This window comes from Wolbachia endosymbiont of Ostrinia scapulalis (assembly GCF_023559145.1).
Lineage (GTDB): Bacteria > Pseudomonadota > Alphaproteobacteria > Rickettsiales > Anaplasmataceae > Wolbachia.
On record NZ_CP096926.1, the window covers coordinates 686,392 to 712,640 of the forward strand.

The 26,249-nt window shown below is 33.4% G+C and carries 25 protein-coding genes; 14 read left to right on the plus strand and 11 right to left on the minus strand.

What is annotated here, in order from left to right:
* Positions 1 to 284: 284 nt before the first annotated feature.
* Genes M1L26_RS03475 through M1L26_RS03485 form a run of 3 tightly spaced genes read left to right on the plus strand, consistent with a single transcriptional unit; the run spans position 285 to position 3,779 of the window.
* A complete protein-coding gene (locus M1L26_RS03475; protein ID WP_250119935.1) occupies positions 285 to 2,093 on the plus strand; it encodes a hypothetical protein in 1,809 nt (602 codons plus the stop codon).
* A gap of 55 nt (positions 2,094 to 2,148) precedes the next feature.
* Positions 2,149 to 3,408 carry a proline--tRNA ligase gene (gene proS, locus M1L26_RS03480; RefSeq protein WP_250119936.1) on the plus strand — a complete coding sequence of 420 codons (1,260 nt, stop codon included), beginning with the start codon at positions 2,149 to 2,151 and terminating at the stop codon, positions 3,406 to 3,408.
* Positions 3,405 to 3,779, plus strand: a complete 375-nt coding sequence (locus M1L26_RS03485; RefSeq protein WP_250119937.1) for a holo-[acyl-carrier-protein] synthase — start codon at positions 3,405 to 3,407, stop codon at positions 3,777 to 3,779. The genes proS and M1L26_RS03485 overlap by 4 nt, the downstream gene beginning before the upstream one ends.
* Positions 3,780 to 3,831: 52 nt before the next feature.
* Here M1L26_RS03485 and M1L26_RS03490 read toward each other — a convergent pair whose 3' ends face one another.
* The 5 genes from M1L26_RS03490 to M1L26_RS03510 form a co-directional block, all read right to left on the minus strand.
* A complete protein-coding gene (locus M1L26_RS03490) occupies positions 3,832 to 4,566 on the minus strand; it encodes a hypothetical protein (RefSeq protein WP_250119938.1) in 735 nt (244 codons plus the stop codon).
* A gap of 58 nt (positions 4,567 to 4,624) precedes the next feature.
* Positions 4,625 to 5,014: a phage tail tube protein gene (locus M1L26_RS03495; RefSeq protein WP_211908190.1), complete on the minus strand. Its 390-nt coding sequence runs from the start codon at positions 5,012 to 5,014 to the stop codon at positions 4,625 to 4,627.
* Positions 4,989 to 5,390: a DUF3168 domain-containing protein gene (locus M1L26_RS03500; protein WP_250120432.1), complete on the minus strand. Its 402-nt coding sequence runs from the start codon at positions 5,388 to 5,390 to the stop codon at positions 4,989 to 4,991. The genes M1L26_RS03495 and M1L26_RS03500 overlap by 26 nt, the downstream gene beginning before the upstream one ends.
* Before the next feature lie 307 nt (positions 5,391 to 5,697).
* Positions 5,698 to 6,228, minus strand: a complete 531-nt coding sequence (locus M1L26_RS03505; RefSeq protein ID WP_250119939.1) for a head-tail connector protein — start codon at positions 6,226 to 6,228, stop codon at positions 5,698 to 5,700.
* Positions 6,229 to 6,330: 102 nt separating this feature from the next.
* The gene (locus M1L26_RS03510; protein WP_063631247.1) at positions 6,331 to 6,624 is read right to left on the minus strand and encodes a hypothetical protein; all 294 of its coding nucleotides are present in this window, start codon (positions 6,622 to 6,624) and stop codon (positions 6,331 to 6,333) included.
* Positions 6,625 to 7,320: 696 nt separating this feature from the next.
* Here M1L26_RS03510 and dut point away from each other — a divergent pair.
* From dut to M1L26_RS03525, 3 genes are all read left to right on the plus strand, one after another.
* The gene (dut, locus tag M1L26_RS03515) at positions 7,321 to 7,782 is read left to right on the plus strand and encodes a dUTP diphosphatase (protein ID WP_211908186.1); all 462 of its coding nucleotides are present in this window, start codon (positions 7,321 to 7,323) and stop codon (positions 7,780 to 7,782) included.
* 183 nt (positions 7,783 to 7,965) lie between these two features.
* Positions 7,966 to 8,523 (plus strand): hypothetical protein, encoded by a 558-nt coding sequence (locus tag M1L26_RS03520; RefSeq protein WP_250119940.1) that lies wholly within the window; start codon positions 7,966 to 7,968, stop codon positions 8,521 to 8,523.
* A gap of 157 nt (positions 8,524 to 8,680) precedes the next feature.
* On the plus strand, positions 8,681 to 10,006 hold the full coding sequence (locus tag M1L26_RS03525; RefSeq protein ID WP_250119941.1) for an IS4 family transposase: 1,326 nt from the start codon (positions 8,681 to 8,683) through the stop codon (positions 10,004 to 10,006).
* A gap of 330 nt (positions 10,007 to 10,336) precedes the next feature.
* Here M1L26_RS03525 and nusB read toward each other — a convergent pair whose 3' ends face one another.
* The 3 genes from nusB to yidC are packed head-to-tail and all read right to left on the minus strand — an operon-like array spanning position 10,337 to position 12,934.
* The gene (nusB, locus tag M1L26_RS03530) at positions 10,337 to 10,819 is read right to left on the minus strand and encodes a transcription antitermination factor NusB (protein ID WP_211908184.1); all 483 of its coding nucleotides are present in this window, start codon (positions 10,817 to 10,819) and stop codon (positions 10,337 to 10,339) included.
* Entirely contained in the window at positions 10,819 to 11,247 is a 429-nt protein-coding gene (locus tag M1L26_RS03535) for a 6,7-dimethyl-8-ribityllumazine synthase (protein ID WP_211908182.1), read from the minus strand. Before M1L26_RS03535 ends, nusB begins: the two co-directional genes overlap by 1 nt.
* Positions 11,225 to 12,934, minus strand: a complete 1,710-nt coding sequence (yidC, locus tag M1L26_RS03540; protein ID WP_250119942.1) for a membrane protein insertase YidC — start codon at positions 12,932 to 12,934, stop codon at positions 11,225 to 11,227. Before yidC ends, M1L26_RS03535 begins: the two co-directional genes overlap by 23 nt.
* Positions 12,935 to 13,047: 113 nt before the next feature.
* Here yidC and M1L26_RS03545 point away from each other — a divergent pair, with 113 nt between their 5' ends.
* The gene (locus M1L26_RS03545; RefSeq protein WP_010401102.1) at positions 13,048 to 13,572 is read left to right on the plus strand and encodes a TIGR02281 family clan AA aspartic protease; all 525 of its coding nucleotides are present in this window, start codon (positions 13,048 to 13,050) and stop codon (positions 13,570 to 13,572) included.
* Between the two features lie 5 nt (positions 13,573 to 13,577).
* Here M1L26_RS03545 and secF read toward each other — a convergent pair whose 3' ends face one another.
* Together secF and dnaA are read right to left on the minus strand one after the other, a co-directional pair.
* A complete protein-coding gene (gene secF, locus M1L26_RS03550) occupies positions 13,578 to 14,453 on the minus strand; it encodes a protein translocase subunit SecF (RefSeq protein ID WP_211908179.1) in 876 nt (291 codons plus the stop codon).
* Positions 14,454 to 14,610: 157 nt separating this feature from the next.
* The gene (gene dnaA / locus M1L26_RS03555; RefSeq protein ID WP_250119943.1) at positions 14,611 to 15,993 is read right to left on the minus strand and encodes a chromosomal replication initiator protein DnaA; all 1,383 of its coding nucleotides are present in this window, start codon (positions 15,991 to 15,993) and stop codon (positions 14,611 to 14,613) included.
* A gap of 327 nt (positions 15,994 to 16,320) precedes the next feature.
* Here dnaA and M1L26_RS03560 point away from each other — a divergent pair, with 327 nt between their 5' ends.
* Positions 16,321 to 17,058, plus strand: a complete 738-nt coding sequence (locus tag M1L26_RS03560; RefSeq protein WP_211908175.1) for a type I glutamate--ammonia ligase — start codon at positions 16,321 to 16,323, stop codon at positions 17,056 to 17,058.
* A gap of 3 nt (positions 17,059 to 17,061) precedes the next feature.
* On the opposite strand, the gene M1L26_RS03565 is transcribed toward M1L26_RS03560, so the two are convergent.
* Positions 17,062 to 17,712 (minus strand): hypothetical protein, encoded by a 651-nt coding sequence (locus M1L26_RS03565; RefSeq protein WP_211908173.1) that lies wholly within the window; start codon positions 17,710 to 17,712, stop codon positions 17,062 to 17,064.
* 161 nt (positions 17,713 to 17,873) lie between these two features.
* Between M1L26_RS03565 and M1L26_RS03570 the strand changes: the two genes are divergently transcribed.
* The 6 genes from M1L26_RS03570 (at position 17,874) to ubiA (ending at position 26,168) form a co-directional block, all read left to right on the plus strand.
* Entirely contained in the window at positions 17,874 to 19,988 is a 2,115-nt protein-coding gene (locus M1L26_RS03570) for an efflux RND transporter permease subunit (protein WP_256465897.1), read from the plus strand.
* Positions 19,985 to 20,947 carry an efflux RND transporter permease subunit gene (locus M1L26_RS06430; RefSeq protein WP_256465896.1) on the plus strand — a complete coding sequence of 321 codons (963 nt, stop codon included), beginning with the start codon at positions 19,985 to 19,987 and terminating at the stop codon, positions 20,945 to 20,947. The genes M1L26_RS03570 and M1L26_RS06430 overlap by 4 nt, the downstream gene beginning before the upstream one ends.
* Positions 20,948 to 21,034: 87 nt before the next feature.
* The gene (gene nusA / locus M1L26_RS03575) at positions 21,035 to 22,588 is read left to right on the plus strand and encodes a transcription termination factor NusA (RefSeq protein ID WP_211908168.1); all 1,554 of its coding nucleotides are present in this window, start codon (positions 21,035 to 21,037) and stop codon (positions 22,586 to 22,588) included.
* A gap of 7 nt (positions 22,589 to 22,595) precedes the next feature.
* On the plus strand, positions 22,596 to 24,917 hold the full coding sequence (gene infB / locus M1L26_RS03580) for a translation initiation factor IF-2 (RefSeq protein ID WP_250119944.1): 2,322 nt from the start codon (positions 22,596 to 22,598) through the stop codon (positions 24,915 to 24,917).
* Positions 24,918 to 24,926: 9 nt separating this feature from the next.
* Positions 24,927 to 25,277: a ribosome-binding factor A gene (locus M1L26_RS03585; RefSeq protein WP_006015187.1), complete on the plus strand. Its 351-nt coding sequence runs from the start codon at positions 24,927 to 24,929 to the stop codon at positions 25,275 to 25,277.
* A 3-nt stretch (positions 25,278 to 25,280) separates the two neighbouring features.
* Positions 25,281 to 26,168 carry a 4-hydroxybenzoate octaprenyltransferase gene (gene ubiA, locus M1L26_RS03590; RefSeq protein WP_250119945.1) on the plus strand — a complete coding sequence of 296 codons (888 nt, stop codon included), beginning with the start codon at positions 25,281 to 25,283 and terminating at the stop codon, positions 26,166 to 26,168.
* The last annotated feature ends 81 nt before the right edge of the window (positions 26,169 to 26,249 follow it).

The following is a 26,249-nucleotide window of genomic DNA, read 5'->3' on the forward strand; positions in this document are numbered from 1 at the left end:
TGTAAAATATCAATTGTTTAAGAGAGGTTATCATAAAAATAGCTAACACTAAGCTATTTTTATGATTCTGATTACTCTATACCAAAACATCGATGATGTGCTGTAGTAACAAAGTGATGAAGGAAGGTCCTTGAGGTTTAAAACAGCTTCTATTTCTTCTTAGAAGACTGCTCCTCTCTCTTTCCTTTTTATTTTATTATCTTAATGTTAACTTACTCAAAAATTATTGACAAGTACTAATAATTTAGTTATTATTAGTACTATATTAATAATAAGGAAGAGAAATGCTTACTAATGATTTATCTAATAATAAAATACCTGCACCGCCACCACCACCTTCCCCACCTCCGGGTTGGAAAAACACTTGTAAGCATAACGATAAAGATGGAAAATCTCCTAGTGTTATTGCAGAAAAAAGCAGCAGTGGCAATAAGCCAAGAAGAGATCAATCTAAGAGTCCTGTTCAACAACCAACTGTAAATCCTACAAATAGTAAACTATTCCGGAAAAAACAAAAAGAACATAATGCGAATGGCGAAACTGCAGATAAAGGAAGCAATATTAGACAGAGTGAGAAAAATAGAAGCTCAACTCCCAAGAATGTATTTCCTAGAGTTTTTAGTTCTCAACAAGATAATTGTAATAGTAACAAACCTTCCAGTAATTCAGGAACTAACAATAGTACTCAATCAGAAAAAGGGCTATTTGAGAATTCTATTCAACTTGCAACAGAACAAAAAATCGATACTCCCATTTTGATTAATACTTTAGTTGGAATAAGTAAGACAGCTGCCTTAAAATATTCAATTGCTACTTTGTTGCTATGTATATCTAGTGTTACAGCTGTTATATATACATATCTTTCGATTTCAGTAACACTAAGTGATCCAGTACTTTTCACAGTTATTGCTTTTGTTTCTGCATCGGTTATGTTGAGCTTAGCTGCATATCTTATCAATTCACACCTTTCTGCAATAAACAGCGAGAAAGGAGTTGATCCTGGTAGAAAACAATCACAAGATTTACAGAAAGCAAAGGGACTTGAACACAGCAATACTTATACATCCAGGAGGTGGCAAGCAACAAGAAAGTGGAGGTTTTCATTATCACTTCCAGTAACGCTTGGAACACCCAGTGCACCGACACCACTTACTCTAAAGAATAATACTACTAATAAATCCATACCCTCTGAGTTATTCAAAGTGTTAAAAGAACGAAGGAAAGCAATTGATGAAGAGGACAACGTACAACAGCAAAACAACGAAGTATGTCAAAATCAATCACAAGATAGTAGTTTACAGAAAGCAAAAGAACTTGAACATAGCAATACTCCTACACCATCATTTCCAGTAATGTCTGGAATACCCATTGTACCACTACTACCTCCGCCACCTCCTCCATTGCCACAAGGTGCTGTTTCACCACCATCTCCTCCTTCAGCTCCAGATGGAATTAATTCATTGAAAAAGACCAATGGTTCTGATAAGCCTGGTGCTGAAGTTAGTAATAACGCTAATCAATCGGATGCTAAAAATGCTATGCTTGCACAGATAAAGCAGGGTGTTAAGTTGACAAAAGTTGTCGATCAGCCTGAAGCTGCTAAAAAGCCAAGTAATAACGGAGGTGGAGATCTTATGAAGAATGCATGGGACACAATGAAGAATTCTCCTCTTCTAGGAGAAGGAACTAAATCCTCAGATAGCAAAAGTGATGACGAAGATGATGATCAAAATCGTACACCCGATAGTGAGTGGGAAGATGAGTCTCCAACCCCGCAATCAGACAGTAACAAAAGAAGCGAGAGTCCTGACAGTGGTCATGAATCTGATGATAATGTAAAACCTAAATCCACAACTCCACCACGTTCTACACTAAAGGCAGAGAAGCCACCGATATCGCCTAAGCCTGTTAATTCAAAAACGAAATATGAAGCTTCTCCTGCAGCACAAGCAAATAATGTTGACTCAGTGAATAGTGAGGTGCAAAAACCATTTTCTTTGGTTGATCAAAATTATGGTGGAAAAGCAAAACCATTTCAAGTTCAAAGTGTCATAGATCGAGGTAAGAGCAGTAGTGCACCCCTCTTAAAATAAGTTTACCTACAGGTCTGATTGTATTAAGATTACTTAGTACAATCAGATTTATCAAATGCGCTTATCTCAATATTACCTGCCAACTTTAAAAGAAACCCCTGCTGGTGCTGAGATTATTTCTCATCAATATTTATTACGTGCAGGCTTAATCAAGCAGACAGCATCCGGCATTTATTCTTGGCTGCCGCTTGGTCTTTTGGTACTTAAAAATATTGAAAATATTATCAGAGATGAAATTGGTGCGATTGAAGTGTTGATGCCTTGTGTGCAGCCAGCAAGTCTTTGGCGAGAGTCAGGACGTTACGATGATTACGGCAAAGAAATGCTGCGCATTAAGGATAGGCATGGGAGCAATATGCTTTTTGGTCCAACACATGAGGAGGTGGTAACTGATTTGATTAGAAATACGGTAAAAAGTTACAAAGATTTACCACTTTGTTTATATCAAATTCAGTGGAAGTTTCGTGACGAAGTAAGACCTCGTTATGGCGTTATGAGAGGCAGGGAATTTCTGATGAAGGATGCATACAGTTTTGATGTAGATTACGAAGGTGCACTGAATTCATATAATTTGATGTATACAACTTACATAAAAATCTTCAAACGCATGGGACTTACTCCAATTGGAGTTCGAGCTGATACGGGGCCAATTGGAGGAAATTTGAGCCACGAGTTTCATATATTGGCAAACACTGGTGAAAGCACTTTATATTATGACAATAAATTTTCTGAACTACTAGAGAGTGAAGATATTGAAAGTCTGAAGAGCATATATGCAGTTGCAGACGATATGCATGATCCTAAAATTTGTCCTATACCGCAAGAACAGTTAAATGTTAGTAAAGGTATTGAAATAGGGCATATTTTTTATTTTGGCGACAAATATTCAAAGCCTATGAAGGCAAGTGTTACTTCTCAAGATGGAAAAAATGTTAATATGCATATGGGTTCATATGGTATTGGAGTTTCAAGGCTTGTTGGCGCAATAATAGAAGCTTTCCATGATGATAAAGGAATTATCTGGCCAGAGGCAGTAGCTCCTTTTAAAGTTGGTTTGATCAATTTACAAACGAAAGTAACGGAGGCTGCAGATAAAATATACAAAGCTTTGAAAAGCGATGAAGTGCTTTATGATGATACGGACGAAAGTGTAGGAGTGAAATTTGCCAGAATGGATCTGATAGGCTTGCCGTGGCAAATAATTATTGGAAAGAAAGCAGTAACTTCAAATATAGTTGAAGTAAAAAATAGGGCAACTGGCGAGGTAGAGGAAATACAAGTTGAAGAAGCAATAAATCGCTTTAGCACAAAATGATATACGGTATTGGCACTGACATAGTATATATACCCAGAATATTGAGAATATCACAAAAATACGGGGAAAAATTTCTCAATAAAGTCTATACTAAGAAGGAGATAGAGATAAGCAAAAAATATAATAGCCAAGAAGTAAGAGCAAAATATTTTGCTAAACGCTTTGCTGCAAAGGAAGCTTTTGTTAAAGCGCTAGGCACTGGATTCAGCCAGGGAATTATAATGAAAGATATAGAAATATACAGTAATATCAGGGAAAAACCACATCTTGCTATCACAAAGGATTTCATCTCGAAAGACTACAAGATACACCTTTCTCTAAGTGATGATCAAGATTATGCTACTGCGTTTGTTGTAATTTGCGTTGAGTAGATATTGTTTAGTACATACGATTTCAAAAATTTTTTTGAAATTATACTTTGACCTACACAGATCGACCTTTCTGTGAATCCTGGTTTCTGCTTTCTTCAACTTGTTTTGCAAAAGACGTCTCTTGTGTATTCATATGTTGAAGTGGTTTAGCAATTTCGCGTACAACGGCAGTAACTGTAGTTAAAAACGCCTTGAACAGTCCACCTAAAACTCCACCAACTGCTTCTCTACCGTACATACGAGCTTGCTTTTCATTGTCATCAGCAGTTTCCCCTGCCCTCCTTCTTGGATCCATTCTATGAGCAATAACTGAAAACAACACCCCCCTAACTGAAGACTTCACTCGTGCTTTTGCCTTCTGAACATCTTCATCACTTGCTACTTCATGTTTTTCCCTACTATTCATTAGCTCCTTTTGTTGTTGAAAACTTAAGATCTCTTCCATCAGTTGTTTCTTTCTCTTTTCCAGAACTCTTTTCTTGGACTCTGATTTATCGCAAGTGTGTTTTGTGGTTTCAAGTTCTACATCAATATCCTCAGATGCTGCTTGGCTATATAAGGTTTCTATGAGCCTATCTATACTTCGCTTTACTTGCATAGTCCTTTCGTAACTATCTAAATTATCAACTCCTTCATCAATTTGACTTAAAATATCCTCGAAAGGTTTTAAATACTCTTTAAATTGCTCTTCGAGCTGATTTTCATTCTTCAAATTCCTTTCTCTTCTGTCATCGCTATTCTCTTCAACATTATCATCGCCTTCTTCGAAAAGATCCTCATCGTTCATAATTTTTTTTAGTTTATTCCCACTTATTATTATTGTATATGAAAAAATTAAATTAACACTAATGAAAAGTGTTCACAACTTCAGCACTGGCTAAAACTACAGTGAAGCTGTCAAAAGTGGCAGGATCATAATATCTCTCATACAATTCAACCGAACACCTGAGTTTTATCTTCTCCTTAGCATTAAAACTAATCTCATAATCATTATTAGAGTTTAACATTGCAGAATTACGCAATAATTCATCAGCCAATACTGAATTTAAAATGCCATTAATTTTTATTGTAATCTTTCTACTTCCAGCACAATCAAGCACTTTTCTCCAGCCAAAAGAGGAAATCTCTTTCATCTCCTCTTTGTTATTACGCAAAGTAAACCTTAAGTTTCGTATATTATTCAGCACAACAAAATTATTGTCATGACCTTTAATTTTCAGCTGTAATTTGCTCATCGCTACCTCCTTGTATTAAAATATCAAAATTAATTGTTGAATGTAAAACTTCATCATGCTGATTTATAGCACAATTACTTTCCAAAATGGTCTCACTACTAATGCTCTTTACCACCAAGCTAATATGCTTTATAGCAGCAAGCATGCTGCTTATATGATAAGTATATATGTCGCATGAAAATCTTACTTTTGTAGCAAAATTAGATAGCATATGCAGGTTAACATAATTTACTATGCGCAATCTCAGATAAGGAATAGTAACCTGCTTAGGCAGGTAATCATAGATGTTAGTAACATATTTCTTTAAATCAGAGTTTGCTTTTAATTCTGCATAAATACTATTATACAACTCATTTATAATTTGAATTTTTTCCATCTCACAGATACGGCTAAGAACATTGCAATTTGTAGGTACAACAGATGGTGTCATCACATGCCCAGACACTGGTTCACTTTATAATGATGTCATTCCAGTAGCTCTTTCTTGTCATCCCAGTGTCAAGCACTGGGATCCAGGAATTTTATTAAGTTGGTAAGCATAAAAGTAGCCGTTTTATTTTAAAATACAACGTTTTGATGATCATGAAAAAACTGGATCCCAGTGTCTGAGCACTGGGATGACATCGAAGGGGATACTCGGATGACACCATCTGTTGTATCTGCTATTGAATGACAAACAGGAACTACAAAACAACCTTTGGTTCGCGAAATGGAGAATACACCTTCTTCACTTCAGATAAATGGCTACTTACTTCTGATTCACGATTTTTATAGAGAGCAGAAACATGCTGTATAATACCTAGCTTTATTTGCTCAGGAACACTATCATAACCAGCTTCATATACAACATCAGCTCTTATTATGCTCAAATAATTGAAAAATTCAATATAGCTTCCTATATCACTAAAATAATAACTAAGTTTTCTATTCTTATCAGTAGCCAATATTATTTTATTCACAGGACCATAGCTTAAATAGATTCTACGAGGTATATAACCTTCATATGAAACTTGCCACGTTTGCTTTACTAGAGACTTTTCCATATGCCACTGAGCATAATCAGTTGCCATAAAAATAAAACTTGAAATCAACTTATCATCTTGATCATTTTCAATTCGTAAAAAAGATTTAACCTCTCCTAAAGTTACTGGAAAAGATTTAGGCTTAGACTTACGTTGTATATTTATGATTGGATACTTTAGTCTTGTTGACATAACAACCCTCCTTTTCTATATATAGCTAAAATAAGTAAGACTTATCCATAAAAAATCTTACTTATTTTAGTTATCACTTAATATTAAATTGCAACAGCAACTCTATCGTACAAGTATATTGAGAAGAGAACGTATTAACGCTGTTTCTCCTTTTTTATTGATCAAGTTTACTAAGCCAGATTTTAGTAGATTGACATTCTGAGAATGAATGTTATTGAAAGTGGAGTTTATTTCTTTAGCAAGTAGACTGCGAAATTTCTGCACACTTTCATATGCGATATTTTCAAGTTCATGTGCAAACTTATCTTGAGCTACAGCTGATATGTCTTCAACTTTCTCATTGAACTCTTCTAGCTTTCTTTCCTTACCTTTAAAATTTTTCGTAAAAGTTTTCATATTAATTGGCCTCAACTATTCTTATAATTATAATGACAATAAAAAGACTACCGAAGTAAAAAATTAGCACTACAATACTGCAAACAACAGCAGCACACCAAACCGGTTCACTTTATAGCGTAAATTCAAGTATGTCATTCAAGTAGCCCCTTTGATGTCATTCCAGCGCGTGACGCTGGAATCGAGTCTTTCAACCGTTGTGTTTTAGCATAAAGCAACTACTTTTGTGCTTACCAACCTAATAAAATTTCTGGATGCCAGTGTCTGGGCACTGACCATTTGCTGTCTTCAAAAATGAATGTTCGTACAATTATGTGTCACGTGCTGGAACATAAGGTGTCATTCAAGTAGCCCCTTTTTTCTCATCCCAGTGCCCAGACACTGAGATCCAGGAACCAGCGTCACGCGCTGGAAAATGACACCCTCTATACAAACGTACTGTTTTAAACGTTTTATAAGCCCGTTTCAGCTTATATTAGGTAGAAATTATTGTGAAGACATAAAGTGCACATAGCGGAAAGATTTATAAGACGCCAACTGTATAATACTTTTGTCGTTTAATCTGAACAGATTGAAGGTAATAAAACACTTTCAATTTTATAGTAAGGAAGCTGAAAGATTTGTCAAGTAGTTTTCTTACCTTTTACAGGTACAATTTACATGCTACAATCAAATTTTCATAACTAGTGAATAAAAATGCAAAGAGATAAAATTAAAGTAGAAATAAAAAAGTTATCACATGGCGAAAGCCTGCCTCTTCCCTGTTATGCAACTATGCAGAGTGCTGGTATGGATCTTTATGCTGCATTGGACGACTCTATTATTTTAAATCCACTTGAAAGGTTACTTATTCCAACTGGCATTGTGATTGCAATACCAAACGGTTTTGAAGGACAAGTTCGCCCACGTTCTGGGCTTGCTGCAAAACATGGAATCACTGTCTTAAATTCTCCGGGCACTATAGACTCCGATTATCGAGGTGAAGTTAAAGTTTGCCTAATCAATCTAAGTAATCAGCCATATGAAATAAAAAGAGGAGAGAGAATCGCACAAATCCTCATCACTCCTGTATCTCAGGTAATTTGGGATGACAGAGAAGAATTCTGCACAGAAGAAACCGTCCGCAATGAAGGGGGCTTTGGCTCAAGCGGTAGGTAGTTCATTATATGTAAGTTGGCTGTATTGATTTTTTGATATATAATATTAATATATTATTAACTTATTTTAAGAGGAAATTATGTCAATTTAAAAAAAACACCGTCACAAAACAAACATTGCACTTGCAGCACTTACTTCTCTATGCGTCATAGGTGCAGTAACAACACTTTCAGCTCCATATTGGTGTCTTCAACTTCGATTTTAGCGCCACTTGCAGTTTTTGCAGCTACACCACTTGGAATGAGTCTACTTGCAACTGTTGCCGTTGCATTGGTTAGTTTAGCAATATATTCCATCATCAAAAACAATAAAATATCTGAGCCTAAAACTCTGAACATTGTTATTATAATGAATAAAAAAGATCTATTTGTGAAAGTAAAAAATGAAGATTTTGAGTATATCAAAAAACACAACCAAAATAAGAATCAAGATGGCAGTGTTATCTCCGATGAGTATCTTATATATTTTAGCTTAGAAAGTAACAGTTACTACATTACTGCTACAAGTAAGGAAATGGATAACAATGATGGATTATTAAAGATAAATTCATTAGGAAGAAAAAATGATCAAGGTGAGTATGAATTAATAGATGAATATAGAAAAAAGTTAGAAACGTTAGGTTTAGGCGTTGAAGAAAATGGTCCTAAAGAACTCATCATTAAACTTGTGCCAAGCTCAATTATTAGATCACCAGAAATTGAGCAACAAGAGAAAGAAAGATCATTATCCAGACAAGTATAAAAGGGGTAGACTAAATAAGCCTGCCCTTCATTTTTTAGTGTTAGTTATTTAAGCTTATTATAGAAGCCATACGCGTCAAGTTAAGGAAATAAAGGTATGAAAGAGATAGAATAATAAGGTATAAGTTCTCCCAGATATACTTTTAGTGAGAGAACCAATGAATAAAATAACTTGCTTATCAAAAAAGCTCAAAGAATTTTTTAATGAAAAAGCAGAGAAAATCTCAATTACAACAAGGTTTATAAAAAGAAAGAGAAAGCTAAAAGGTTCATCATTCGTAAAAGCCATGGTCTTGGGTAATATAGGAGTTGATAATTGTAGCGTAGAAACAATGTGTCAATTACTAAACGAGGACTCGATAGATATAACAAAACAAGGTTTGGATTTTAGATTTACTGAAGAAGCAGTGGAATTTATGAAAAGGATGTATAATGAATCTGTGATTCTCTTTAAAAATATCTTGCAAGTTGATTGCAAAATCTTACAGCAATTTAATAGTGTTAAATTATTGGACAGTAGCTATATTACTCTACCTAACAGTATGGAAGAGATGTATAAAGGTTATGGTACTAGCTACAGTGGCTATGAAAGCAATACTAAGTCTGGAATAAAGTTACAATTAGTTTTCGACTACATGAATCAGATAATAGACCAACTTAATTTAACGGAGGGGGTAAGATCAGACCAGGGATATAGGAAACATTTAAGTAATATATTAAGCAATGATTTGCTAATATCTGATCTCGGTTATTTTGTGCCAAGTTCTTTTAAACAAATCAATGAAATAGGAGCTTATTTCATAAGTCGTTATAAATCTGATACCAACATATATGATGTAGAAACAAATCAAAAAATGGAGTTATTAGAATGTTTAGAGGATAAGTTATTTTTAGAAAACGAGGTATTGTTAGGAAAAGAAGCAAAAATTAGAGTAAGAATTATATGTCAGAAACTAACTGAAGAACAGTCTATGGCCAGAAGAAGGAAAGCTAATAGATTAGCAAGATCGCAGGGATATACATCCTCTAAAAGAAATCAAAAATTGTTGAACTGGTCAATATTTATAACTAATGTTCCAGAAAATAAAATTAGTGCTGAGCAAGTATTAACGATTTACAGAGTAAGGTGGCAAATTGAGTTATTATTTAAATTGTATAAAAGCTATATCAGGCTTGATAAGCTAAAAGGAAAGCCATGCAGAGTATTATGTGAACTATATGCTAAATTGTGCGCAATTCTTATATTTCACGGCATAGTTGGTTGCACAGAAGTGAAAAAGAATACAGAACTTAGCTTAACAAAGGCATTTATTGAGCTAAAAAGGCGGGTTAGAGAGTTATTTTTAGTATTAACCAAAATTAATAGTTTAAAAGCATTTCTTAAAAAACTCACTATAACTTGGTCGCTATTTTCATTAAAAGACAAACGTAGAAGGACTAGAGTATCCACTTTAACCTCTCTAAATTTGCTCACAATCTCTTAACTTGACGCGTATGATTATAGAAGCTGTCTCAAAGTATCCGTTCAGATGTATGACTAATGTGTAAATATCGAAGCAAAAGTGGTATCATCCCAGTGCTTGACACTGGGATCCAGTTTTCTTGATAAATTTACCAAAAGTGTTTCATTCTATAACGCAAAATCCATACTTACCAAACCGAATGCATTACTTGCAATCTCGATCCCAGTGTCAAGCACTGGGATGACAGAAAAAAGAGCACTGTCATCATATTGGATAACACCATTTATTTCTATAGCTGTCTTTTCTATCTTATTTTGCCACCCTACTGAACGAATACCTTACGAGAAGTTACTAAGGATTTTTATTTAGTCTGACTGCATCCTTTACCTTATCTAACAACCCATTAATAAAGCCAATTTTGTTTGGAGCATCAAGTAAATCAGATGCAATGTTAGTATATTCATTAATAACAATTGGTGCTGGTGTATCAAAATCAATTAACTCACATACTGCAATACGCAAAATAGATAAGCTTATAAGATTTAATCGTGAAAGTGACCAGCTTGGGTGTAAATAAGACTCTATTATTTTATCATATTCTTCACTGCTTTTTATAACCTTACATAACAAGTTTTCTAAGAACTGATGTTCAAATTCTTCACATTCAAATATATCTTTCAACGTCCTTATGTAGTCCTTAAGCTCACAATTTTCCAATTTAAAAGTGCTTTTGTTGTAACTTACAAAAATATTTGAATAAGCAATTTGTACAGCAAGAAATCTTGCCGTACTTCTTTTTATGCGCCACTTTTTATCTACTGGTTTTTCCTCCATTATTTTAATTTATTGTGTAGATCTATCATATGCAAAACAGTTGAGGCTGCATGGCCACCAACGTTCTTTTTATTTTTGTCAGCTCTAATTAGTGCTTTATCTTTGCTGCCAGCGGTAATTACGCCCATACCAAGGGGTATTGCATAATGCATAATAACTTCATTTAAGCCTTCGATTACTCCTTTACAAACGTATTTATAATGATCAGTTTCACCGCGAATCACGCACCCAAGAGCTAAATAACCGTCATAATTAGCATTCTTGCTTTTTACTGCAAAGAGAATTGTAGCTGGTATCTCAAATGCACCAGGAACTTCAATTATGTCATAGCTTGCATGACTTTCTTTTAATCTATCAACTGCACCTTCAAGCAAAAGGTTCGCTATTTCAGTGTGGTAAATTGAATTAACTATTAGTATTTTCGACATTCATCCCCACTTTTCTTGTTAAAAGCAACTTTATTAATGATTGTTGAACCAGAGTTATAATATTACTAAATATCCAATATATTACCAGGCCGGCAGGAAAAGAAGAAAAAATAAAGACAGAAATGTAAGGTAAAAACTTCATAACATTTACTTGAATATCATCTTTACTGGTTTGATCTTTCTCACTTAGCTTCTGCTGAATTATCATGGTAGCGCCGAAAATTATAGGTAAAATGCCTATAGAAATAGGAAAGTTATAATTAAACAACCCAAATAATGTAAAAATGTTTGTTGGATCAGAAGCTGAAAGATCCTTAATCCATAAATAAAAAGGGGCGTGTCTCATCTCTATAGTAACAAATAATACTTTATACAGAGCAAAAAATACTGGTATTTGTATGAGCATAGGGAAAATGCTCGACATTGGATTTACATTGTTTCTCTTGAACAACGCAATTGTCTCTTTGTGCTGCTTTAAGCTGTCATTTTTGTACAACTCTTTTATACGAGTTAATTCAGGCTGCAGGCTTTTCACCTTGAACATCGAAATATATGATCTATTAGATAAGGGAAGCATCAAAAGTTTGATTACTAAAGTTAGCAATAATATTGCTAAGCCAAAATTTTTCAAAACAAAGTTAAAATATTCAAGCAGTAAAAACACCGGCTTGGTTATAAAATAAAGAACACCAAAATCTACAGCCTTATCAAACAAAGGTATATTGAGAGTGTCTTTATAAGAATCAAGTAAATTCAATTTCTTTGCCCCAGCAAAAAAGTAGTTCAGAGTAGAAGCACTTGTACCAGGGAGTATGTGTGTGTAAGGTCTAACAAAATCTGCTTGAAACTTATCAATGTTATTAACATTCGTGTGTTTAATGCTCACATTTATTTTATCTGATTTCTCAGGTATGATGGCTGTAAGCCAGTATTTATCAGCAAAACCAAACCAATTTTTTCCACTCGTGCTTGCCTTTATTAAACGCTTCTTAGAAATATCCTTATATGTCCACTCCTCTAGCTTATTGTTAAATGCACCTAGTACTCCTTCATGTGATATCCAATAGGATTCGTTAATATTATCACGTTTACGATTGATTTTACCATAGGGAACCAAAACTACATTATCTTTTGTATTGTTTTCAATAATTTGCTCAACTTTAAACATGTAGTTATCGTCAAGGCTAATTTTCATTCTAAATAAAATGCCATTTTCATTATCCCAAAATAAATTGACCTCTTTTTGATTGAGTTTATCTGCTTGCCATACTGTTTTAGAATCTGGAACTTTAATCTTTTCATTCGGATCGAGCCACCCAAATTCTGCGAAATATACATCTTTTGATTCTGCAGGTGACAGTAACACCACTTGTGGAGAAGAAGAACTCGGTTCTAAGTGGTAGTTAGTTAGGATTAAGTCATCAAACCTTGCACCTTTCAGAGAAATTGATCCTTCAAGCATGTTATTGGTTAAATTAACTCTCTGTTCTCTAGTAGAATTAATAATTTCAGAACGATTTTGGTATATCATAGGAGCAAGGTCGTTAGAAGATTCGATATGTTCAATATTTTCAATCGATGGTTGGCTTTGGCTCGTGTTAAGAAAATTATCATAAATAATATGCCATAATACTATAATTAATATAGAAAGAATTGTTGCTAAAATTAAATTTTTTGCTTCTGACATGAAATTAAATCGAACATACCTCCTTAAAGTATATATTAAATATTGTACTAAAACAATAAAATTTACTTATTTTTAATAATAGCTTTTAACGCTAATCTTAAAAATTTACTCTTATGGCTTCAAATTTTAATAATATGAATGCAGCAAAAAATCTAGTTATTTGGCTACTGATAATAGTCATTACTGCAATGTTTATTGATTCACAAGGGGATAAACTAAGCAATAGGTTTCTGAGCACTTTTCTACCGTACAAAGGAAGGGTTCAAAATGGCGGAAGTATTGAATTTACAAAGTCATACGATGGACACTTTTATATTCAAGCTCAAGTCAATGATCGTAATATAACGTTTTTGCTTGATACCGGAGCAACTGATATTGTTCTATCGCAAAAAGATGCGTTACATGCTGGTATTAACTTACAAAACATTCAAGACTTTAAAATATATGAAACTGCAAAAGGTCAAATAAAAGCTGGAGTGGTTCAAATACCTCAAGTTAAAATAGGAAATTTTTTAATTAATGATGTGCACGCTAGTGTTAATACTCACTCTATGTCCCATTCATTACTTGGTATGAGCTTTTTGAGATATTTTCATTTCACTATTAGGGATAACAAGCTAATATTATATCGTAGTTAAACGTTCTATACTCTACTTATCAACGCTCTGCAGGTCAATATAGGAGCAGAGATAAATATTGCGGAACAGGTGCCGATTGCAATGCCAAAAGAAATGATTAAGCAGAAGTCTCTGACCACACCTGTACAAATCAGCACTAAAGGAAGAGCGGCAAGAAGAGTAGTACCTGAAGTTAACATAGTGCGAAATAGCGTCGAATTAATGCTGGCATCAACTACTTCACCTATTTTTGCATTTTTTCCACTTTTTTGATACTCTCGAATCCGATCATATATAACCACTGAGTTATTGATTGAGTAGCCAATTACGGTAAGGAGAGCTGCAACTGATGAAATATTAAACTCAATACTCGTTAAACTGATAAAGCCAAGAGTTAAAATCACATCATGGATCAGTGCCATTATTCCACCAAGTCCACACTGCCAGTTAAATCTAAGCCAAACATAAAAAAATATTCCAATAATTGCAATTAACATGGCTGATATCCCTTCAAATATCTGCGTTGAGCCTATTTGTGGACCAACATAATCTATTTTGCGATAAGTTACTAAATTACCTAATTTGCTCTCTAATATACTTTTAACCTTTTTAATTTTATCTTCATCTCCCTCATCTTTAAACCGCACAACTAAGTTATCACCAGCTTTTGAACTCTGTATCGTAAATCCACTCTCTTTTAATATACCGAGAATAGCATCATCCTTGCTTGAAGATTTTATCTCTATCAAAATTCCACCTGTAAAGTCTATACCCAAATTCATTCCACGCAGCATAAAAGTAAGCATTGAAAAAATGATAAGAATAACGCTAACAAGTGCTGTCAAATTTCTATATTTACTAAATCTTATATCAAGATTATCTGGAATAAGTCTAATTGCCATAGTTCCTACTTAAATTGTGATTTTATATACTTTTTAAGCAATCGACTAGCTATTTTCTCTTAGCTTATACTAATAATGATCTTTGATTTACTTAATCTACTTGAAAAAGATATTTGATCAAAAAAATGAAAACAGCCTGGTTGTCATTAATAAAGTGCTACTTAAACATCTTTTTTAATCGATTGATTTCATCAGCAAATTTTGGGTCAGTTCTTATGAAATTTTCCACTTGTTTGACTGCGTGTATAACAGTAGCATGATCTCTACCACCAAAATTTCTTCCAATATCTGGTAAACTTTTTTGCGTAAACTTCTTTGCGAAATACATAGCTATTTGTCTCGGCCTCGCAAGACTGCGAAGCCTTCTATTAGATTGCATATCTGCAACCTTTATATTGAAAAATTCAGCTATTTTTCTCTGTATTTCTTCTATTGTAATTGACCTATGATTTGACCTAAGAAGATCAATTAGGGTCTCACTAGCTGATTCTACTGTCATGCTTCTTCCAATTAAAGAGGTATGAGCAACCTTATTTAATGCTCCTTCTAGTTCTCTTATATTGGATTTTATATTCCTTGCCAAAAATTCTAGGACATCCTTTGGAACATACATATTCATTCGTTCCACTTTCGCCTGCAATATACCAAGTCTTAATTCAAAAGTTGTTTCATTAATATCTGCAACTAATCCCCAACCAAGTCGCGATTTTATTCTTTCTTCTACTCCATCAAGATCACTAGGAGACCTATCAGCTGATATAACCAATTGTTTATTTTGGTCTATCAATGCATTGAAAGTGTGAAAAAATTCTTCTTGTGTACTATCTTTACCACTGATAAATTGCACATCATCTACCATCAATACATCTACTGATCTAAATTGCTCTTTAAATAACATAATATCTTTGCTCCGCAGCGCCGTAATATATTGATACATAAATTTCTCTGCTGATAAATATACCACTTTTCTTTTTGCTGACGGAGAATTGACTATGTACCAAGCTATAGCATGCATTAAATGTGTTTTACCAAGTCCCACTCCACCATATAGAAATAAAGGGTTGCTTCCTGATATTGGATCTATAGATTCCGCTACACGCTTTGCCGCTGTAAATGCTAACTCATTTGACTTTCCTACCACAAAATTATCAAAAGTGAATCTGGTATCTAGTGGTGAACCAAGATTATGATTATTTTCCTCTCTATTTTTTAGTATCGTATTAGAATTTGAATTTCTTTCTTCAATTAATTGAATATCAATAGAACATACACTTTGATCTTCGCTTTGCCATAATGATAATATTTTTTCCATGTAGTGAACTGTAATCCACTCCTTTATAAATCTTGTTGGCACAGACAACAAAACTTCTCCATTTCTGTTGCTGATAAATCTTAGTGAACTCAGCCAGCTGTTATATGTTGCTTCTCCATAGAGATTATGGAGATAATTTTGGATTTTTTCCCAAGTAACATTGTGGTCCGTTACTGTAATAATCTGATCAAAAAACATAGTAGAAACCTTAGGGTTAGTTAAGTTCATATACCACACCAAGAAAGAACAATAATCAGAAAGATGCAAGATAATCAATAGCTTACTGTAAGATAAAAAGCTAACACTACTTAATACATACCTAAAATTATGAGGATTTTTTGACGAGTTGTAAAGAGTATAAAAGCACTAAAATTGATCATTTTTTTGAAATAAAAACAATCAATTTGTAAATGTCGCTTGTACCGAGGATTAGAAGTATGTTATTAAAAAAATAGTAATATATTATGTATAAATAAGATATTAAATTTACTGATAAATAAGTAAAGTACTTGTATAAATATAGCTGATTTAGTATAAATTTATTGAAGTAAATTTGTGATTATATTAAGTAATTTGAGTCATAATACTGTATTCGGTATTGAACTGGAGTTTTACACTGAGGGAATAAAAAAAGAATATTTATTTCTGAATAGCATCAAAAATAAAATAGCTTCTCTTGGATTTTTTTGTGAGAAAGAGAGTTCTTTAAACCAATATGAGATAAAAAGTGACTGTTATACGAGCTCTGATAATTTAATTATGCATTTTGAGTTGGCAAAACAATTACTTACTGAAGTAGGACAAAAACTTGGGGGTAATGTTTCTTTTAAAGCAAAACCTTATTTGGATAGAGCAGGCAGCGCACTAAATGTACATGTTAGCCTCATGGATTCAAATAATCATAACTTATTTTATGGCAATAAGCAAAAATATAGTGACCACCTGATTCACAGCATAGGTGGATTATGTGCAATGATGAAAAAACATATGCTATTTTTTGCTCCAAATGATGATTCATATTTAAGATTTCAGTACCCAGATATTCATACTCCAACTACGATTAGTTGGGGAGTGAATAACAGAACTGCTGCGATAAGAATTCCCTATTTTGGCAACGATTCCAAAAGATGCCGCCTAGAGCACCGTGTTCCTGGAGCAGATTGTAACCTTGAAAAAGTACTCACAGCAATAATTGAAGGTATAGTTTTTGGTATAGAGAACAAAATTGCTCCGCCAAATAGAGTGTATGGCATTGCATCTGATCCTCAATATAAGATGGAGAGTTTGATATAGCAACTACCTGTTAAACCCTAACCCATTAAACTCCTTTGAGGTAATTGGCCATTCTAGCACTTTCCTCACATCATTATTTACATTCCCATACTGTAATAGCAAGTCTGCAGCAGATAGTTTCTGCGTACTTTTAGATGATCCAAGCCCTATATTGGTAAGGTTGCTCGGTGGCTGCTCAGGAAGTGGATTACCAAGTGCATCCATGTGTTTAGGTAAAGGTTCCATAACAATATTTGTAGCACTAGAAACGAAATGACTATCTGTAGTATCAGCACTTTTAGAAAGTGAATTACCTTTGAAATCCATATGTTTAGGTAGTCCATTTTTCATTTCTTCTTCTGCTCTTTTATTTTTTAATTCTTCTTCTAGCTCAGTTTCAGTTCTTTTTGGTTCTTTTACGGTATCTTTTTCTTCACCTTCATCAACACTGCTATACCCTTCATCTTCTGACATATCATCAGTTTTAACAGACTTAGGTCTTGCTTTATTAAGCAATGAAAGTAATGCGTAAGTAACTGCAGCAGCAGTAACTATAATGGCTATCTTTGCAGCAATGTGAATCACTGTCAAAAATACTAAAGTTGATGAAACACCAACCAACCCAGATACGATCATTTTATTCTTGCCTTCTGTCACACTTAAAACTGCTACCATAATAATCCCTCAAATACCATACTAAAGTCATATTATATAGAAATTTTCTTACGCTTGCAAAACTGTAAAAATTTTAATCATTTACATAAAGACATATAAGGATTAATTAATATATAATTTATCTTAGCTATAATATGATATAAATACGTATAATGTTTGGCATGAAAAGCTTACTTGTAGAGAGGAATAGAACAGTAATATTATTGCTTATCGTGATTTTTACCTTCGGCTCATACACTTATATAAAGATGCCAAGAGAAAGCAATCCTGATATACAGATTCCTATAATTAGCGTATTTGTTGGGTTTCCTGGTATTTCTGTCGAGGATAGTGAAAAGTTATTAGCTATTCCAATAGAAAATGAACTAAGGTTCATTGAGGGCGTGAGAGAGCTAAAGGCACTTGCAACTAATGACGGTGCTCACATGATAATTAAGTTTGGTACAGAATATGATAACAAAGAAGTACTTGATAACGTCCGTTCAAAGCTTTTAAACATAAAATCAAAATTACCTATTGAAGCAGAATCTCCGATAATCAATGAAATAAACTTGAGCTTATTTCCGATACTAAACGTTGGCTTGATTGGTAATTTGCCGGAAAGAGCTTTAACTGAAATAGCACTCAAACTAAAGAAAGAAATAGAATCTCTGCCAAATGTTCTTAAAGTTGAAGTGGCAGGTATGCGTAAAGAAACAGTGGAAGTTATAATTGAGCCCACAGTTCTAACAAAATATAACATTCAATCAAATGAGATATTTCAAGCTATATCAAACAACAACAGATTGGTAGGAGCTGGATCACTAGAAAACGATACCGGTAAATATTCGATTAAAATATCAGGGTTATTAAAAGACATAGAAGATATTATGAATATTCCTATTAGATCTCAAAGTGATGCAGTTTTGAGAATCAAAGATATAGCAAAAGTATACTTTGGGTTTGAAGATCACCAAGGATTTGCTCGTATTAATGGACTACCTAGCATTGTACTAGAAATTTCAAAACGTAATGGAAAAAACATAATAGACACGGTAAATCAAGTAAAATACTTAATGGACAAAGCAAAAGATCAATTACCTGAAAATTTAAAAGTAGTTTATTTGAATGACCAGTCAAAAAATGTACGTGATGTGCTTGAAGACTTGGAAAATGGTATAATATTTGCCGTATTACTAATACTAACCATAATAATGCTCTTTATGGGAAAAAGGGCTGCTATTCTTGTTGCACTATCAATACCTGGCTCCTTTCTCATAGGAATAATGGCTCTTTACCTAATGGGTATTACTCTAAATATAGTTGTGCTCTTCAGTCTAATTATGGCAGTTGGGATGCTGGTTGATGATGCAATTGTAATCAGCGAATATGCTGATAGAAAGATGATTTGTGGGATGGATAAAGTAGAAGCCTTTTGCACCTCAGTTCATGATATGTTCTATCCAGTTTTATCATCAACATTAACTAAATTAGCAGTGTTTTTCCCTCTGTTACTCTGGCCCGATACAGTCGGTAAATTTATGCAGTACATACCAATTACAATAATTCTAACTTTAACTGGATCGCTAATTATGGCTTTGGTTTTTATACCAACACTTGGTGCAATATTTGGTGAACCTTTAATAACTTCAAAAAAAGAAATAATAAGAATGAGTGCTATAGAAAGTGGTGAGGTAAAAAATACTGGGCTTATAATAAGAACTTATGTACGTATGTTAGAGAAAGTCTTAGATCACCCCAAAAAATTTGTATGTGTTGTTGTATTTGTTTTATTTTTGTCTAGTATATTATATTTTACTTTTGGTCCTGGATTAAAGTTCTTTCCGAATGTAGATTCAGATAACATTTTAATCAGCGTTAAAGTAAAAGAAAGCTTATCAGCCAAAGAACGAGATTTGATACTTAAGAAAGTAGAAGAACGTATTTTGGGTGTTAAAAAAGAAATTTATGTTTTTTATGCTCGATCAGGAAAATTTTCAGACAACGTTATTGCCAAAATTCAATTGGAACTTGTAGATTGGCGCTGCAGGCGCAAAGCTAAGCAAATACTAAATGATATAAGGAGTAGTGTACAAAACATAAAAGGAGTAATAATTGATGTACAGGAACAAAAGTCAGGACCATCAGCTGACAAGCCAATACAAATTAACTTAAGCGGAAGTGCATCCAACTTGAATTCAGTAGCAGAGAAAATCCTAAAAATTATGGACCAACCTTCATCTGGATTTATAAATATTCAAGATAGTAGATCAGCACCTGAAATAGGTGGAATATGAGTATTGATAAGAGTAAGGCTACAAGCTCTGGAGTAAGTGTTGCAACCATCGGTGATTTTATAAAGATGGTTACAAATGGAGTATTAATTGGAAAATATAGACCAAATAACGCAGATGAAGAAATTGATATTGTACTACGCTTTCCCAGAAAGAATCGCAACATGAAAACTATAGATAACCTTTTTATCAATACAGCAAATGGACCATATTCTATGAGTAGCATAGTGAAATACGTTCCCGAAAAAAAGGCAAACAAACTAAGTAGGATTGATGGATCACGCACAGTAACAATCTCTGCTGACGTTGATACTGGCTATCTTGTTGATGAAAGAGTTAAGTTCATTCAAAATTCGATTACTCAAGACTGTAGTAAAGGAGTAAAGATTGATTTCAAAGGTGACAAGGAAGATCAACAAAAATCAGGAGCATTTTTATTAAAGGCTTTTATATTAGCAATTACATTGATGATATTGGTGCTAGTGGCACAGTTTAACAACATATACTATACATTTATCGTAATGACAGCAGTGTTTTTATCAACAACATGTGTATTTTTCATTTTCTTTCTTATTCAGAAAGTTTTTGTAGTTGTCATGTGTGGAGTGGGGATAATTGCTTTAGCAGGAATTATAGTGAATAATAATATACTATTGCTTGATGCCTTTCATCAGCAAATTAAGGTGCGCAAAAATAACATTAAGCAATGTATAATAAACGCTTCAATTTCTCGCATCAGGCCAATACTACTTACCGTTGCAACTACAGTTCTTGGTTTAATACCGATGATTACTAGGTTAAATATCAGTTTTTTTACGCTACAAATCACATATGATGCTCCATCAAGCCAGTGGTGGGTTGATATTTCAGCAACCATAGCAAGTGGAATATTGGCTGCAACGGTCTTAACTTTATTCTTTACTCCGGCATTGCTTATCATACAAAGACATGAAAAAACTTGACTTAAATTAGCAATCATTTAACATTTAAGATAGCGTTCTTTACCTGTTGAAGCTATAATTATAACTAATTAAATTGGATTTATTTATATGATTGCTAATCGTAAAAGCAGTGTTAAGCAGAAAAGCAACAAGAATAACATAGTTGGAAGCCTTGATGTAATAAAAACAGCGGGAGAGCTCTCACTTCAAAAAGGTTTGGATTTTAATATTATAATAAATGCACTTAAAAGTGCTATCGAAGCAGTAGCTCAACAAAAGTATGGTAGCAAAAGTAAAATTGTAGTTAATATAGATAGAAACACAGGCAAAGTTACCTCATATAGACAACTAAAAGTCATTAATGATGAATCAAATGAAAATGAGTGTGACTTAATTAAGTTGACACAAGCTAAGTTAATAAAAGAAGATGCAAAAGTTGGAGATACTATTAGTGAGTTGATTTCTCTTAACACTGATCTTGTTTCAGCAAGAATTGCCCAGCAAAAGATTTCTGAAATAATCAAAAATGAAGAGTTAAAAAAGCAATATGAGGAATTTAAAGATAAGGTAGGAGAAATGAGGTATGGCATCGTTAAACAAGTAGAATATTCAGATCTTATTATAGACATAAACGGAATTGGAGCATACCTCCCTTTACGAAACTTAATTGGTGGTGAGTCATTTCGTGAAGGCGATAAGGTTAAAGCTTACATACAAGCTGTTAAGCGCTCTGACGATGGACGTCAAATCATTCTTTCTAGGACTCATGAAGGCTTTTTAGAGGCATTGTTGAATCAAGAAGTACCAGAAGTTGCTGACGGATTGATAACAATTAAAGGTATAGCTAGAGACGCTGGTTCAAGATCTAAAGTTGCTGTTTTTTCATCTGATAAGAATATCGATCCAGTAGGTGCTTGCGTTGGAGTTAAAGGAGATAGAATAAAAACTATTATACACGAATTAAACGGTGAAAAAATCGACGTCATACATTACTCATCAGATTTGGGTCAATTTGTTATTAAAGCCATTACTCCTGCAGAAGTATCAAAGGTCATTATTGACGAAAATGAAAATTGTATAGAGTTAATAGTTGCTGAAGATCAATTGAGTTTAGCTATAGGAAAAAAGGGTCAGAATGTAAGATTAGCTTCAGAGCTTGTTGGATGGAAAATTGAGATATTAAGCACTCAGCAAGAATCAGAAAGAAGAAATAAAGAATTTAGTCAATGTTCAGTTTTATTTGCTGAAGCTTTAAACTTAGAAGAGATTATGGGCCAATTATTGGTAACAGAAGGTTTTTCCAGTGTAGAAGATATATCTAACACTTCAATTAAGGAACTTGCTTCAATAGAGGGCTTCAATGAAGATATTGCAAATGAACTTCATAATAGAGCAAATAATTACCTGAAAGCAGAGAATGATAGAAAAATAGAAGAGCTAAAAAATTTAGGTATGGAAGACGATGTAATCAACTTAGCCTTATCAATAGATAATAAAATTGCTCTTAGTAAACATAATATTAAAACTTTAGAGGACATAGCAGATTTATCAAATTATGAGTTTTGTAGCATAATCTCTTCCTCAACTAATAATAAAGAAAATCTAAAAGATACAGCAGATTTAATAATCATAGAAGCACGTAAAAAGCTTGGATTAATATAAAAACAATATGAATAATGAAGATATCAGTAATAAAAAATTAACCCTACAAGGCTTAAGCAAGCTTAAATTAGACATTAATTTAAACTCTTTAGATAGTCAAAGTACTGGTACTACAATAGTAAAAAAAAGAAGAAAAATTCATTCTGCAGAAGAATATAGTTTATTTGACGAGAGTAAATTAGGCTCTTTAACTGAAAAAGAACAAATTTCCCGCATTAATGCTGTACAGAATGCTACTTTGCTGAAAGAAAGGAATCAGAGAGAACAAGAAGAGAAAATAAAAAAAGAAGAAAGCAATCAAGAAGCTGAAGATAAAAATGAATCACACTCTGTACCTAAAGAAATAAATAAGGAAGTTTTAAGTAATACTAACTCAGTTGAACAAAAAGAAGATAGTATTGAATATGAGAACAATGATAAAAAGTCTTTTAAAGCTAGCAAAGATATATACTCTAAGCATTCTAAGCTAGTAATTACACAGGCAATAGATGAAAGAAATGAACACCTCCCTGTATTTAAGCAAAAATTTGGTATAAGAAGTAAACAATCAAAGTTTACTAAGGGTAAAAATATATCAAGAGAAGTTATTATACCAGACAAAATAACTATCAGAGAGTTATCTATTCGTATGGCAGAAGAGAGCAAGAGTGTGCTAAAAATGCTCAAAGAAGAAGTTGGGGAGAGCTATAGAGTAGATGATCTAGTAGATCCAGATATAGCATGCGAAATAGCAAAAAAATTTAGTCATACTGCTAAACGAGTAAGTGATGCTGATAAAGAAAAGAATTTACTCTTCATAAGCAACAGAGAAAACTTACCTAAAAGACCAAAACCACCTATCGTTACTTTTATGGGACATGTGGATCATGGTAAAACATCATTGCTCGATGCATTTCGTGAATCTAATGTTGCAGAAAGAGAGTCAGGTGGAATCACTCAACATATAGGTGCTTATCAATTAACGACAAAAAATAAGCAAAAAATTACTTTCATTGATACACCAGGGCATGAGGCGTTTACTGCAATGCGTGCACGTGGTGCCAATATTACTAATATAGTTGTGATAGTAGTTGCAGCTGATGATGGAATCATGAAACAAACAGTTGAAGCAATAAATCATGCAAAAGCAGCAAATGTCTCTATTATAGTTGCCATTAATAAAATTGATAAATCACAACCTGGCGATGTAGAAAGAATAATTAATAGTTTGCCTCAGTATGACCTCATCCCCGAAGAACTTGGTGGTGATGTTATAATTGTGCCAGTATCAGCAAAAAACAAAATCAACTTAGATAAACTAGAAGAGGCAATTTTATTAATTGCTGAATTAATGACGCTAGAAGGAATAGAGGATTGTCGAGCACTTGGATGGGTGATAGAGTCGAAAATAGATAAAGCTAAAGGAATATCAGCTACATTAATAGTTGAAGAAGGAACATTAAAGATTGGTGACATATTGATAGTTGGTACAACATACAGCAAAGTACGCAGTATGATTAATCACCTTGGTCAAAGAGAAAAAGCGGCACTACCTTCTACTCCAATTGAAGTTACTGGTTTAAATGGTGTACCAAATGCTGGAGATAAATTTGTTGTTGTAAACTCTGAAAGGCAGGCTCGTGAAATTGTTGAATACAGGTTAGAATTAATCAAGAAAAAGAAAGAAGATTTAGACGACAATAATTTAGATATATTCAGTCGTAATGATAGTGAAACAGAAGAACTATCTGTAGTTTTAAAGTGCGATGTCACTGGTTCTATTGAAGCAATATCAAGCTCAATTGATAAGCTTGGTAAAGACCAAGTGAAATTAAATATTCTACACAAAGCAGTAGGAGGAGTAACAGATTCAGATGTGCTGCTTGCAGAAGCATCAAGCGCAGTAATTTTAGCTTTTAATGTAAAAGTGGATTCAAAAATAAGAGAATTAGCAAAACAAAAAGGTATAGAAATACATACTTACAATATAATATATGAGCTTATTGAAGACATGAGGATGTATCTAACTAAAATGTTAAAGCCTGTTACACGAGAGGTTCGTGTTGGTTCTGCATCTGTAAGGCAAATATTTAATGCATCCAAAGCCGGTAATATAATCGGATGTTATGTCACTGATGGAGTTATAAAAAAAGATTCTTTAATTAAGGTAGTACGTGGCAGCAAATTGGTGCATGAAGGAAAGTTAAAAGCACTACGTAGATTTAAAGATGACGTTAAAGAAGTAGGTGTAAACTTTGAATGCGGAATATCGCTAGAGGGTAATATCGATATTAAAGTTGGAGATATTTTGGAAGCTTATCAATTAGTGCAAGAAGAAAGGACGTTATAGTAGTTGAATATGAAAAAGGAAATTAGAAACCTAAAAGTAGCATCGGTATTACATAGGGCAATATCAAAAGTCTTAATGGAAGGTAATGTTCTTAATGAAAAAGTAGTAGTATCTGATGTAAAGCTAAGCAAAGATTTGAAGAAAGCAGATGTATATATTGTGTTATCTTCATTAAACATCCAAAATGATAATGATGATATCAGCACTGTTGTTAATGAAATGAACCAATCTGCATGGTCAATACGTAAATCTATATTATGTTATGTTGATTTGCGATTTATACCTGAGTTAGTTTTTAAGCCTGATTTAGCATTCGATAATTTTGTCAATGTAAGCAAAATATTACATAATCACACTTAATTAATGTATTTCAACCATTATTTCTCATTAATGAGAATACACAGTTTAACAGGTTTATGGCTTGTGCTATTTTCTAGCTTAAGCGGCATTCTTTTAGCCTCAACTTCTCTATCGTATCAAGCTCTTTTTCTCCTTGTTTTGTTTACTATAGGTGCATTTTTAATGAGACCCGCAGGATGCATAATCAATGATATCTTCGATAGAGAAATAGATGCACACGTTGAACGAACAAAATACAGACCACTTGCAAGTGGTGCATTAAACATAAAGCAGGCTTTGGCTTTACTTTCACTGTTACTGTCTATTGCCCTGGTAATCTTATTATTAACCAATAAAACTACTCTTATACTTGGAATAATTTCAATGTGCATGATAGTTATCTATCCCTTGCTAAAGCGTTACGTTTGGTGGCCACAATTATTTTTAGGGTTTACTTTCAACATGGGATCACTCATGGGTTCAGCAGCAATAACAGACCAGATTAGCATAGAATCCTTGCTATTTTATATAGGATGCGTCTTTTGGACGCTTAGTTATGATACTATATACGCTCATCAAGATAAAAAAGATGATGAGAAATTAGGAATGAAATCTACTGCATTATATTTTGGCAATACAACAAAATCTTGGTTGAAAAGATTTTATTTAATATCCTTAATGGCATGGTTGTACGCTGGTATACTATCATCATTAAATAACATCTTTTATATTGCTTTACTTGCCATAGGATTCATATTTCACCACCAACACAAAAATTTAAATCCAGACGATTCTAATCAATGCATGTCCATATTTAAAAATAATTCCCAGATAGGACTCCTGCTCTTTTTCGGTATCCTTTTAGATAGAATTGTAAATTCTACTTTTGTATCCGTTCAGATGCATGGCTAATGTGTAAATATCGAAGCAAAAATGGTGTCATTCCAGTGTCAAGTACTGGGATGACAGAGAAAGCATCATATTGGGATGACA

Excerpts from the sequence above, each read along its gene's own strand:
- M1L26_RS03475 (WP_250119935.1), top strand. The coding sequence starts at position 285 with ATGCTTACTAATGATTTATCTAATAATAAAATACCTGCACCGCCACCA.
- proS (WP_250119936.1), top strand. The coding sequence starts at position 2,149 with ATGCGCTTATCTCAATATTACCTGCCAACTTTAAAAGAAACCCCTGCT.
- M1L26_RS03485 (WP_250119937.1), top strand. The coding sequence starts at position 3,405 with ATGATATACGGTATTGGCACTGACATAGTATATATACCCAGAATATTG.
- M1L26_RS03490 (WP_250119938.1), bottom strand. The coding sequence starts at position 4,566 with ATGAACGATGAGGATCTTTTCGAAGAAGGCGATGATAATGTTGAAGAG.
- M1L26_RS03495 (WP_211908190.1), bottom strand. The coding sequence starts at position 5,014 with ATGAGCAAATTACAGCTGAAAATTAAAGGTCATGACAATAATTTTGTT.
- M1L26_RS03500 (WP_250120432.1), bottom strand. The coding sequence starts at position 5,390 with ATGGAAAAAATTCAAATTATAAATGAGTTGTATAATAGTATTTATGCA.
- M1L26_RS03505 (WP_250119939.1), bottom strand. The coding sequence starts at position 6,228 with ATGTCAACAAGACTAAAGTATCCAATCATAAATATACAACGTAAGTCT.
- M1L26_RS03510 (WP_063631247.1), bottom strand. The coding sequence starts at position 6,624 with ATGAAAACTTTTACGAAAAATTTTAAAGGTAAGGAAAGAAAGCTAGAA.
- dut (WP_211908186.1), top strand. The coding sequence starts at position 7,321 with ATGCAAAGAGATAAAATTAAAGTAGAAATAAAAAAGTTATCACATGGC.
- M1L26_RS03525 (WP_250119941.1), top strand. The coding sequence starts at position 8,681 with ATGAATAAAATAACTTGCTTATCAAAAAAGCTCAAAGAATTTTTTAAT.
- nusB (WP_211908184.1), bottom strand. The coding sequence starts at position 10,819 with ATGGAGGAAAAACCAGTAGATAAAAAGTGGCGCATAAAAAGAAGTACG.
- M1L26_RS03535 (WP_211908182.1), bottom strand. The coding sequence starts at position 11,247 with ATGTCGAAAATACTAATAGTTAATTCAATTTACCACACTGAAATAGCG.
- yidC (WP_250119942.1), bottom strand. The coding sequence starts at position 12,934 with ATGTCAGAAGCAAAAAATTTAATTTTAGCAACAATTCTTTCTATATTA.
- M1L26_RS03545 (WP_010401102.1), top strand. The coding sequence starts at position 13,048 with ATGGCTTCAAATTTTAATAATATGAATGCAGCAAAAAATCTAGTTATT.
- secF (WP_211908179.1), bottom strand. The coding sequence starts at position 14,453 with ATGGCAATTAGACTTATTCCAGATAATCTTGATATAAGATTTAGTAAA.
- dnaA (WP_250119943.1), bottom strand. The coding sequence starts at position 15,993 with ATGAACTTAACTAACCCTAAGGTTTCTACTATGTTTTTTGATCAGATT.
- M1L26_RS03565 (WP_211908173.1), bottom strand. The coding sequence starts at position 17,712 with ATGGTAGCAGTTTTAAGTGTGACAGAAGGCAAGAATAAAATGATCGTA.
- M1L26_RS03570 (WP_256465897.1), top strand. The coding sequence starts at position 17,874 with ATGAAAAGCTTACTTGTAGAGAGGAATAGAACAGTAATATTATTGCTT.
- M1L26_RS06430 (WP_256465896.1), top strand. The coding sequence starts at position 19,985 with ATGAGTATTGATAAGAGTAAGGCTACAAGCTCTGGAGTAAGTGTTGCA.
- nusA (WP_211908168.1), top strand. The coding sequence starts at position 21,035 with ATGATTGCTAATCGTAAAAGCAGTGTTAAGCAGAAAAGCAACAAGAAT.
- infB (WP_250119944.1), top strand. The coding sequence starts at position 22,596 with ATGAATAATGAAGATATCAGTAATAAAAAATTAACCCTACAAGGCTTA.
- M1L26_RS03585 (WP_006015187.1), top strand. The coding sequence starts at position 24,927 with ATGAAAAAGGAAATTAGAAACCTAAAAGTAGCATCGGTATTACATAGG.
- ubiA (WP_250119945.1), top strand. The coding sequence starts at position 25,281 with ATGTATTTCAACCATTATTTCTCATTAATGAGAATACACAGTTTAACA.